Source organism: Streptomyces mesophilus (assembly GCF_011044995.1).
Lineage (GTDB): Bacteria > Actinomycetota > Actinomycetes > Streptomycetales > Streptomycetaceae > Streptomyces > Streptomyces mesophilus.
Map to the genome: position 1 here is coordinate 1 of NZ_JAAKZW010000258.1, position 10,788 is coordinate 10,788.

Annotated in this window: 9 protein-coding genes; 6 read left to right on the plus strand and 3 right to left on the minus strand. The window is 69.5% G+C overall.

Going from position 1 to position 10,788, the window contains the following annotated elements; genetic code table 11:
- Window positions 1–48: 48 nt before the first annotated feature.
- Window positions 49–1,173 (plus strand): LacI family DNA-binding transcriptional regulator, encoded by a 1,125-nt coding sequence (locus tag G6045_RS35245; RefSeq protein ID WP_165336287.1) that lies wholly within the window; start codon window positions 49–51, stop codon window positions 1,171–1,173.
- Between the two features lie 62 nt (window positions 1,174–1,235).
- On the opposite strand, the gene G6045_RS35250 is transcribed toward G6045_RS35245, so the two are convergent.
- A complete protein-coding gene (locus tag G6045_RS35250; protein ID WP_165336288.1) occupies window positions 1,236–2,222 on the minus strand; it encodes an acetylxylan esterase in 987 nt (328 codons plus the stop codon).
- 289 nt (window positions 2,223–2,511) lie between these two features.
- Between G6045_RS35250 and G6045_RS35255 the strand changes: the two genes are divergently transcribed.
- From G6045_RS35255 to G6045_RS35275, 5 genes are all read left to right on the plus strand, one after another.
- Complete coding sequence (locus G6045_RS35255) at window positions 2,512–3,759, plus strand: sugar ABC transporter substrate-binding protein (RefSeq protein WP_165336289.1); 1,248 nt, start codon at window positions 2,512–2,514, stop codon at window positions 3,757–3,759.
- An 86-nt stretch (window positions 3,760–3,845) separates the two neighbouring features.
- Complete coding sequence (locus tag G6045_RS35260) at window positions 3,846–4,820, plus strand: carbohydrate ABC transporter permease (protein WP_165336290.1); 975 nt, start codon at window positions 3,846–3,848, stop codon at window positions 4,818–4,820.
- Window positions 4,821–4,873: 53 nt separating this feature from the next.
- Entirely contained in the window at window positions 4,874–5,692 is an 819-nt protein-coding gene (locus G6045_RS35265; RefSeq protein ID WP_206344605.1) for a carbohydrate ABC transporter permease, read from the plus strand.
- 74 nt (window positions 5,693–5,766) lie between these two features.
- Window positions 5,767–6,969, plus strand: a complete 1,203-nt coding sequence (locus tag G6045_RS35270; RefSeq protein WP_165336292.1) for a glycoside hydrolase family 1 protein — start codon at window positions 5,767–5,769, stop codon at window positions 6,967–6,969.
- A gap of 270 nt (window positions 6,970–7,239) precedes the next feature.
- Window positions 7,240–8,649, plus strand: a complete 1,410-nt coding sequence (locus G6045_RS35275; RefSeq protein WP_165336293.1) for a glucoamylase family protein — start codon at window positions 7,240–7,242, stop codon at window positions 8,647–8,649.
- A 35-nt stretch (window positions 8,650–8,684) separates the two neighbouring features.
- Here the strand turns inward: G6045_RS35275 and G6045_RS35280 are convergent, their stop codons facing one another.
- Window positions 8,685–9,362: an ABC transporter ATP-binding protein gene (locus tag G6045_RS35280; RefSeq protein WP_165336294.1), complete on the minus strand. Its 678-nt coding sequence runs from the start codon at window positions 9,360–9,362 to the stop codon at window positions 8,685–8,687.
- Window positions 9,359–10,444: an ABC transporter permease gene (locus G6045_RS35285; RefSeq protein WP_165336295.1), complete on the minus strand. Its 1,086-nt coding sequence runs from the start codon at window positions 10,442–10,444 to the stop codon at window positions 9,359–9,361. The genes G6045_RS35280 and G6045_RS35285 overlap by 4 nt, the downstream gene beginning before the upstream one ends.
- Window positions 10,445–10,788 lie beyond the last annotated feature (344 nt).

Consider the following 10,788-nt stretch of genomic DNA (forward strand, 5'->3'; position numbering starts at 1 on the left):
CGCCAAAGGCCCACCTAGTATGAATGCGCTTTCATTCACATACTGCCCATGCGACCGACTCGGGGGACCGATTCAGTGAGCACAACCCCCACGGTGTACGACGTCGCCGAGCGATCCGGTGTCTCCATCGCCACCGTGTCCCGGGTCTATCGCAACCCCGACTCGGTCCGGGCCCAGACCCGGGAGCGCGTACTCGCGGTCGCCCGTGATCTCGGCTACGTGCCGAGCGGCAATGCGCGCGGGCTCGCCAGCCGTTCCACCGGCGTCCTCGGACTCTGCTTCCCCGACTACTCCGACCCGGACGCCGAGTCCGAAGTCGAAGCCGGCCATGGGGACGAGGCCGACGACGAAGCCGCCATGCTCTACTCCGACCAGATCATCCGCGGCATGGAACGGGCCGCTCGCCGCCATGGGTACGCCCTGCTGATCGCGGCCTCCTTGAAGGGCGGACCGGAGAGCCTCGTCGCGAAGGTCGCGGGACGGGTCGACGGGTTCGCGGTGCTCGCCCGCACCGTACCGACGGAGGACCTGGAGGTCATCTCGCGCCGCCAGCCGGTCGTGATGCTGGCCGGACCGCGGGAGTCGAACCAGCTGGACCACCTCGACCACATCGAGGTCGCCAACTCCGACGGCCAGCGCGAGCTCACCCGGCACCTGATCGAGGACCACGGCTTGCGGCGGCTCGCGTACGTCGGGTTCGCCGAGGAGTCACCGGACGTCGAGGCGCGGTTCCGGGGGTATGTCGAGGCGTGCCGGGCCGCGGGCATCGAGGTGGGCGCCGAACCGGATCTGCGGGTCCCGATGATGACGCAGGCGGAGGGCGCGCGGGCGGCCGACGCCCTCCTCGACCGGCTCGGGGACCGGCCTGAAGCGCTCCTGTTCGCCAATGACCAGATGGCCGTGGGCGCTCTGCACACGCTGGAGCGGCGGGGCCTTCGGGTACCGCAGGACGTGGCCGTGACCGGGTTCGACGGAATCGCCCTGAGCCGCCTGGTGCGGCCGGCGGTCACGACGGTGCGGCAGCCGATGCGGCGGATGGGCGAGGAAGCGGTGGAGCTCCTCGTCCGACGCCTCAGCGGCGGCCAGCCGGCGCAGAACGCCGCAGAGCCGGTCTCCATGACCCTGCCGGTCTCCGTGGTGCGGCGCGCGAGCTGCGGCTGCAAGCCTGCTTGACCGCCGGCTGACCGTCCGACGCTCCCTCGCATCGCCGACCGGGCCCCACCCGAATCGGCCCCTCAGCCCAGTACCCGCCCGAAGAACTCCGCCTTGGCCAACGCCAGTTCAGCCACGGAGCGCTCCGCGCCCGGCCACTCGAAGTGCCCCGCCTCGAGTACGTGCAGCTGACGCCCGGAGTCCTCGGGCAGGCCGTTGTACACGGCGAACTGCCCGGGCGGCGGCACGGACGGATCGAACAGCGCCGGAGCCGTAAGGACCGGCTTGCGGATACGCGTCGCAGCCGTCGCCGCATCGAAGTACCACAGTACGTCGACGACTTCGGGGTGCTCCTGGTGGTAACGGCGCACCGCGGCACCGCTGCCCACGCAGTCCAGCGTCAGCCGCAGCGGATGGTTGCCGAACGTCGGAACGGTCAGCTGACCCGCCGCGAACCGTTCGTCCCAGGGCAGGGCCAGGGCGCCGAGCCCGCCGCCGAAGCTCTCCCCCAGGTAGCCGAGACGCGACAGGCCGGGCACGAGTTCGAGGAGCGCCGTCGCCGCGCACCAGAGATCGGCGACGCACTCCCCGATGACGTACGACTCCCGTGCGGCGATGCCGTGCAGGACATGCTCGTCGGACGTGGACGGCACCCCGGGCAGCAGACCGCGCGTGCCCATGCCGCGTACGCAGGGCAGGATCGCCGCGGACCGCGGCAGCGGCAGCGGGATGTCGCGACCGGGTTCGTCCCTGCCGCCGTAACCGTGGCCGATGACGAATCCGTGCTCCACCGGGCCGGCCGTGGGCAGCGCGAGCCAGCCACCCAACCGCACCTCTCCGAAAGAGGTGTACGTCACCTCATGAATGCGTACGCCGTCGCGCTCCTCCACCACGCGCCCCACCTCTGGTGCGGGCCGCACGCGCAGCGCCCTGGCGTAGCGGTCGCGCCAGAACTCGTCGAAATCCGTCGGCGCCGCGGGGGCCGATATGCCCAGCAGATCGTCGAGCGTGCTGCCGTAGGCGGGGTCGAAGGGGAAGTCGTGCGTGAAGGCGATAGGGGTGCGGGTCACGCGCCAGACCCTAGTCACCGCGGATGCCCGACCCGAGTCACCGGGGAATCCCGGCCCGCCATCGCGGAAGCCCAGCTCGTCACGCCGCACGCCCGGCCCGCAACTCCGGCAGTTCGCCTCAACCGACAGACGCCAGGTAGTTTCGTTTAGCAAACAACTAGCAGCATCACGCTCCCGTTACGGGAGTGTGACCAAGACCCCTCTTGTCACATCCCGAGTGGTTGCCACAGAGTTATGTATGCGCTTACAGACAGCGCATACATCGGAAACGCTCGAAGAGGAGCCGTCCATGAACCGCGCCGCCACCACAGCTGCCGTGGCCGTCACGTTGGCCGCTGCGCTGACCCTCACCGCCTGCGGCGGATCGAGCGGTTCGCAAGCCTCCGCGGACTCGAAGCAGACGCTGAGCGTGTGGGCGATGGGCACCGAGGGCGAGAAGCTCGCCGATGTCGCGAAGGTCTACGAGAAGGCCAACCCGAACATCACGGTGAAGGTGACCCCGATCGGCTGGGACGTCGCCCACCAGAAGCTGGTCGCCGCCGCCGCGGCGGGCAAGCTGCCCGACGTGATGCAGATGGGCGGCAGCTACATGACCGAGTTCGCGGACATGGGCGCCCTCGAGCCCGTCGACACCAAGACCTTCCAGAAGAAGGACTTCTTCCCGGCCGGCTGGCAGCAGGGCGAGTACAAGGGCGAGACGTACGGCGTGCCGTGGTACGTCGACACGCGCGTGCTCTTCTACCGCACCGACCTCGCGCAGAAGGCCGGTGTCGACAAGGCGCCCGCCACCATGGCCGAGCTGCAGCAGGCCGCCGAGAAGTACCAGGAGAAGGCCGACACCAAGTGGGGCCTGTCGATCCAGCCCGGCGGGCTCGACACCGTGCAGAGCTTCTACCAGTTCCTGTACTCCGCCGGCGGCGAGATCGTCAGCAAGGACGGCAAGGCCGTCGCCAACAGCCCGGCCGCCGTCAAGGCACTGGAGAACTACGGCAGTTACTTCAAGAAGGGCCTCAGCGAGAAGTCCGTGCGTCCCGGCTACGACGTGACGAAGGACTTCAACAACGGCTCGGTGCCGATGTTCTTCGGCGGTCCCTGGATCATGGGCCTGATCGACGAGAACTACCCGGACCTGAAGGGCAAGTGGGCCGTCGCAAACGTGCCCGCCGACGAGACCTCCGCCTCCATGGCGGGCGGCTCCGCCCTGACGATCTCCGCGGACAGCGAGCACAAGGCGGCCGCCGAGGAGTTCATCAAGTACCTCACGGACGCCAAGGGCCAGGCCGACTGGTACAAGCGCACCAAGGACCTGCCGGCCAACGTGAACGCCTGGGAGACCGGCGAGCTCGCCACGGATCCGAACATGCAGATCTGGAAGACCCAGATGGAGTCGGCCAAGGTCTCCCCGGCCCAGCCCAAGTGGACCGAGATCACCTCGAAGATCGACAGCGCGATCGAGAAGGTCGTCCAGGGCAAGGCCTCGGCCCAGAGCGCACTCGACGCCGCCCAGGGCGATATCGAGGGCCTCGTAGCGAAGTAGGCGCAGCAGGCGGACCACCGCCGCGCGACGTCACACTCCACCCCGGCACATGCGGGACCGCAGGCCGGAAGCCCGAAGGACGGACCATGTCCACCACGACACCCACCCCCGCACGGTCCGGGGCCGTCAAGGCCCCGGGCGGCGCGCCCGACGGCCCCGGCGGGCGGCGCAGAAAACGCTCGATGGGGAAGCAGAACCTGGCCGGCTGGCTGTTCTCCACCCCGTTCCTGGTGCTGTTCGGCGTCTTCATGCTCTTCCCGATCGTGGCGACGCTCCTGATGAGCTTCACCGACTTCGGGCAGCGCCATGTGAGACGCCCGCTGGAGGCCGAGTTCGTCGGCTTCGACAACTACGTCAAGCTCTTCGGCGACGAGCAGTTCCTCAAGGCCCTGTTCAACACGGCCTACTTCGTCGTCGTCGGAGTGCCGCTGACGATCGGCCTCGGCCTGCTCGTCGCGATCCTGCTCAACAACGGCATCGACCGGGCCCGTACCTTCTTCCGCGTCGGCTTCTACGCACCCGTGGTCACGACGATCGTCGCCGTGGCGATCGTGTGGCGCTTCGTCCTCGACCCCTCCGACGGCCTGATCGCCGGCCTCGGCGCCGAACTCGGCTTCACCGCACCGGACTTCCTCGGCTCGGAGACCTGGGCCATGCCGTCCCTGATCGCGATGGCCGTATGGCGCAACCTCGGCACCGTGATGGTGCTGATGATCGCCGGCCTGCAGGCCATCCCGGCCGAGGTCCGCGAAGCGGCCCGCCTGGACGGGGCGAACGCCTGGCAGGAACTGCGCCGCATCACGGTGCCGCTGCTGCGCCCGACCCTCCTGTACACCACGGTCATCACCACGATCGGCTATCTCAACGTCTTCGAGGAGCCCTTCGTGATGACCCAGGGCGGCCCTTCGGACGCCACGCTGACCGTGTCGCTCGACATGTACAAGCAGGGCTTCAGCTTCTTCAACATGGGCTACGCGAGCGCCATGGCGTACGTCCTCTTCGTGGTGATCATGGCCATCACCGTGCTGCAGCTGCGACTGATGAAGGACAACACCAAGTGAGCGCCGCACCCGCCGCACAAGCGGCCGCCCCGGCCCGCCGACGTCAGCGCCGCATGAGCAAGCCGGCCCTGTACGTGGTCGCCTCGCTCGGCCTCCTCGTGATGGCCACACCGTTCCTGTGGATGGCGCTGAGCGCCTTCAAGACCAAGAAGGACCTCACGGCCAGCCCGCCGGTGTGGCTGCCGTCCGAGTGGACGCTGCAGAACTTCCGGGATCTGCTCGACCAGTTGGACATGCCGCAGTACTTCCTGAACTCGGTGATCGTCGCGGTCCTCGTGACCGTGTGCAATCTCCTGTTCTGCTCGATGCTCGGCTATGCGCTCGCAAAGCTGAACTTCACCGGGCGCTCGAAGGTCTTCGGGATTGTCCTCGCCGCCCTGATGGTGCCGGCCAACCTGATGGTCCTGCCGCTGTTCGTGCTGATCAACCAGCTGAACCTGCTCGACACTTACGCCGGGCTCGTCCTGCCGTTCGCGGCGGCCGCCTTCGGTGTCTTCCTGATGCGCCAGTTCATGCAGGCCATCCCGGACGAGCTGCTCGAAGCGGCACGGATGGACGGCGCCGGCGAGTGGTACATCTTCTGGCGGATCGTCATTCCGCTGGTCAAGCCGGCCCTCGCCACGCTGACGATCTTCACGTTCCTCGGGTCGTGGAACAACTTCATCTGGCCGCTGATCGCGACCAACGACCCGGAGAAGTACACCCTCCCGGTGGCCCTCGCGACCTTCGCCAACGATCCCAACCGCACGGTCGGCGGCGCCAACGGCATGCTCATGGCCGGCTCGCTGCTCGTCGTCCTGCCCGTGCTCGTCGTCTTCGCCGTCCTTCAGCGGCACTTCACGCAGGGCATCGCCACCGCCGGCCTCAAGTAGCGCCCGGCCCCTTCCCCCCTCGCACCTCCTCGCACCTCCTCGTACGCGTCGTACGCAGAAAGACAGGCACCCCCATGACGCCCACCCCTGCCCGCACGCCCTTCCCCGACGGCTTCCTGTGGGGCGCTTCCACCGCCGCCCACCAGATCGAGGGCAACAACGTCAACAGCGACTGGTGGCGCAAGGAACACGACCCGGCCGCGAAGATCGCCGAGCCCAGCCTGGACGCCTGCGACAGCTACCACCGCTGGGAGCAGGACATGGACCTGCTGGCCGAACTCGGCTTCACCGACTACCGGTTCAGCGTCGAGTGGGCGCGGATCGAGCCCGCCCGCGGCTACTTCTCCAACGCCGAGATCGCGCACTACCGGCGCATGGTGGACGGCGCCCTGGCCCGAGGCCTGCGCCCCATGGTGACGCTGCACCACTTCACGATCCCGCAGTGGTTCGAGGACCTCGGCGGCTTCACCGCCGACGGCGCGGTAGAGCTCTTCGCGCGGTACGTCGAGGAGTGCGCGCCCATCATCGGCGAGGGCGTACGGCATGTGTGCACCATCAACGAGCCGAACATGATCGCCGTGATGGCCGGTCTCGCCAAGCGCGGCGACCAGGGCTTCCCGCCCGCCGGGCTGCCCTTCCCCGACGAGGAGACCACGCACGCCGTCATCGCCGCGCACCACGCGGCCGTGAAGGCCGTGCGCGCCATCAACCCCGACATCCAGGTCGGCTGGACCATCGCCAACCAGGTCTACCAGGCCCTGCCCGGCGCCGAGGAGATCACCGCCGCCTACCGCGCCCCGCGCGAGGACGTCTTCATCGAGGCGGCACGCGGCGACGACTGGATCGGCGTGCAGTCCTACACCCGTACGAAGATCGGCACCGACGGTCCGGTACCCGCGCCGGACGACGCCGAGCGGACCCTGACGAGCTGGGAGTACTACCCCGAGGCGGTCGGCCACGCGATCCGGCACACCGCCGAACTCATCGGCCCCGGCACTCCGCTGATCGTCACCGAGAACGGCATCGCCACCGGTGACGAGCAGCGCCGCATCGACTACTACGCCGGCGCGCTCGACGCCGTGGCCGCCTGCCTCGACGACGGCATCGACGTACGCGGATACCTCGCGTGGAGTGCGCTCGACAACTACGAGTGGGGCACCTACAAGGCGACCTTCGGGCTGATCGGCTGGGACAAGGACACATTCGAGCGCACGCCCAAGCCGGCCGCCCACTGGCTCGGCGGCCTGGGCCGCGAGCAGGGGCTGCCACGCCTCTGATCCCGACGATCTGCGGCTGTCACACCCCTGACCCGGGCATCCGCCGCACCACGACCCGTCCCGGAGCGACGCCCCTAGGCCGCTCCGGGACGTACGGGGCCGGGAGCACACACCCCGCCGTCCCGGTCCCGAGGGCCTGCGCAACCTGACCCCGCAGGCCCGCACACGGGCGGGGGCCGACGCCGCGATGGGCGCCGGTCCCCGCCCGCTGCCCGCACGAGCACCAGCACCACGAACTGCCCTTCCGTATCCGCCCTTTCGGAGGACTCCATGGATCGTCGTACGTTCCTCATGGCCGCCGGCGCCGGCGGCGCCGCCCTCACGCTCGGCCCGGCCCATGCGGCCACCGCCTCCCCGGCCCGCTCCGAAGCGGCCTTGCTGCGCACCTGGTTCCGCTCGACGTACCGCTCGATCGAGGCGATGACCACGGACTTCGGTCTCGTCACCGACAAGGTCGACGTCAGCGGGGCCGGTGCCCCCGTACCGTCCGTGCAGACCTCCCCGACGAACATCGGCTGCGGGCTCTGGGCGACGGCCGCGGCGGGCGGGCTCGGGGTGATCGGCCGTCAGGAGATGGAGCGCCGGCTCACCCGGACGGTTGCCGCGGTCGAGAAACTGGAGCGCGCGCACGGTTTCTGGTTCAACTGGTATGACGCACACGACGGTTCACTCCTGACGACCTGGCCGGAGAACGGTGAGACCGTCCGCCCGTTCCTCTCCTCGGTCGACAACGCCTGGCTGGTGACGGGTCTGCGTATCGCCGCCGATGCCGCTCCCTCGCTGCGTTCCCGTGTCGCGCGGCTGCTCGCCGACGCCGACTGGTCGTACTACTACACGCCCTACGACCCCGCCGACCCGGTGGCCGGACCCGGCCAGCTGCGCGGCGGCTACTGGCCGGACAAGCCGGGCAAGGGTGAACCGACGGGCCATCATTACGGCGCCCTCAACACCGAGCCCCGGATGGCCAGTTACCTCGGCATCGCCGACGGCTCCCTGCCGCCCGACCACTACTGGCATGTGTTCCGCACGCTGCTGCCCGGCATGGGCCAGGAGCAGGAACCTGCTGGCTCATACGTCACCATCGACGGCGTCCGTGTGTGGCAGGGGCACTACACCTACCGGGGCCGCAAGCTGGTGCCCACCTGGGGCGGGTCGATGTTCGAGGCGCTGATGGTGCCGCTGTTCGTGCCGGAGCCTCAGTGGTCGCCGCGCTCGTGGGGCCTGACGCACACCCGGTTCGTCCGCAGCCAGATCGAGCACGGCATGGACGAGGCCGAGTACGGCTACTGGGGCTTCTCCCCCGCCAACATCCCCGAGGGCGGCTACCGCGAGTACGGCGTCGACGCGATCGGCATGCAGGAGGAGGGCTACAACTCCCTCGGCGTCGTGACCCCGCACGCCTCCTTCCTCGCGCTCCCGTACGCGCGCGGCGAGGCGCTCGCCAACCTCAGGGCGCTCGACCGGGACTTCGGGGCCTACGACGACACGTATGGCTTCCGTGACTCGGTCGATGTCACGACCGGCCGGGTCAGCGACTTCGTCCTCGCCCTGGACCAGGGCATGGTCGCCGCGGCCCTCGCCCAGGAACTGCGGCCCGGACTGCTGCAACACCCCTTCCGTACCGGCGGGTTCGCCTCGCGGGTGCGTCCGCTGCTTGAGAAGGAGCGCTTCTCCATCTGACGGCTTCCGCGTGCCGCAACGGAAGGCTTCGGGGCTCATCGGCAGGGCACGCGCAGGCGCCCGTCGTGCACTTCCGCGATCTGGTCCACCGCCGTGAGATGCGTCGGGTCGTGCGTGACCAGGACGGTGGCGGTGGCCTGCCGGTGGGTCAGTTCGGTGATCAGGTCGATGACGGCGGCGCCGCGTGCGTGATCGAGGGCGCTGGTGGGCTCGTCGACCAGGAGCACGGTCGGGTCGTTCATCAGGGCGCGGGCGATGTTGACGCGTTGGCGCTGGCCGCCGGAGAGCTGGTGGGGGCGGCGGCGCGCCTGGTCGGCCAGGCCGACCGCGTCGAGGAGTTCGAGGGCGCGGGTGCGGGCCTTGACCGGACTGCGGCCGTCGATCCGGGCCATGACCTCGAGTTGTTCGGCGGCGGTGAGGGAAGGCAGCAGATTCGGCTGCTGGAAGACGATTCCGATCCGGTGGCGCCGCAGCTCGGTGAGAGCGGCCCGCTTCATACCCGTGGTGGACGTCCCGTCGATGGTGACCGTGCCGTGGTCGGAGGTGATCAGGGTTGCGGCGACAGCGAGCAGGCTGGACTTTCCCGAGCCGGACGGGCCAACCACGGCGGTGACGCTGCCCGCCGGCACATGCAGGGTGACCCGGTCGAGCGCGGTCAGGCGGGATGCGCCGTCGGGATACGTGAGGGTGATGTCGGTCAGTTCGAGGCTCATCGGGCGCTCCCCAAGGCGGTCAGCGGGTCGACGGCGGTGATGCGCCGGACGGACAGGGCGGCGCCGAGTGCGCCGAGCAGGATCATCACGGCGGCGGGGAGCAGGACCGTCGTCGGCGTGAGCACGAACGGCACCGCCCCCTCGGCGGCCACGGCGCCGAAGGCGGCGGCGAGGCCCGTGCCGATCAGGGTGCCGCCGGTGAGCAGCACGAAGGCCTGACCGAGTGCGTCCTTGAGGAGCTGCGCGGTGGAGGCACCGAGCGCTTTGAGGACGGCGATGTCGCCGCTGCGCTGAATGGTCCAGACGGTGAAGAAGGCGCCGATGACCAGCGCCGAGATGGCGAACAGGAATCCGCGCATCAGCTGGAGCGAGCCGTTCTCCGAGGTGTAGGAGCCGATCGCGGACAAAGAGGCGTCCTTGGAGACCGTCTCGGTGCCTGCGGTGCGGTCGGCGGTCGCGAGGTCGGCTCCTTCGTGGGTGTCCAGCGCGATCACCGTGGCGCTTGTTCCGTCCCCCTCGGCGGGCGGTGCGGTGTGCTGCCAGGTGTCGAGGCTGATCCAGATCACCGGGGTGTGGCTGAAGGAGGCGTCGCCTCGTACGGCGGCGGCCGTCAGGTCCTGTCCGGCGAGGGTGAAGGTGTCGCCGGGTTCGAGGCCGAGTTCCTCGGCGGCTGTGGTGGACAGTACGGCCGAGCGTGCGTCGATCCTGTCGCTGTCGGGGGCCAGCGTCGAGCCGGGCCGCACCCCGAAGGCGGAGACGCCCGTGCTCTTCTGGCCGGCGGTGGCTTTGGTGGTGGTGATGCCCAGCGGCTCGGCGGCCGTGACGCCGGGGACCTTCGCCCAGTGCTGCCACTGGTCGGCGGTGACCCGGGAGTTCGCGTACGACAGGTCCTGTCCTGCGCCGGGGGCCTGGAAGGCGATCCGGTCGGCGGGCAGCCCGGTGATCGCGGAGATGTTCTGCTGTCCCAGACCGGCGGTCAGGCCGGACAACAGCCCGACGAGGAGCGTGATGAGCACGATCACGCCGCCCATCAGGGCGAAGCGCCCCTTGGCGAACTTCAGATCTCTCCAGGCGACGAACACGGACTTGCCTGCCTCCTTCGGCGGTGGGCTCGGCCAGGGACTCAGCGGTCGGCTGAGCGGCGGAGTCGCTCAGGGACTCAGCGGTCGGCTGAGCAACGGACTCGGTCAGGGACTCAAGCGGTCGGCTGAGCAACGGACTCGGTCAGGGACTCAAGCGGTCGGCTGAGCAACGGACTCGGTGGTGACTCCACCCTCGTCGCCGCCCGCTTCCGGGACATCTGCCGGGCGAGGTCACTTCACGGACCGAAAGGCGCCACGCGAGTTGTAACTTTCGATGGAGGCCCGTCGGCGCCTGCCTCCTTAGGCTGGGAGGACTGTGAACGCCGCCGCCCTCCCCCTCACCC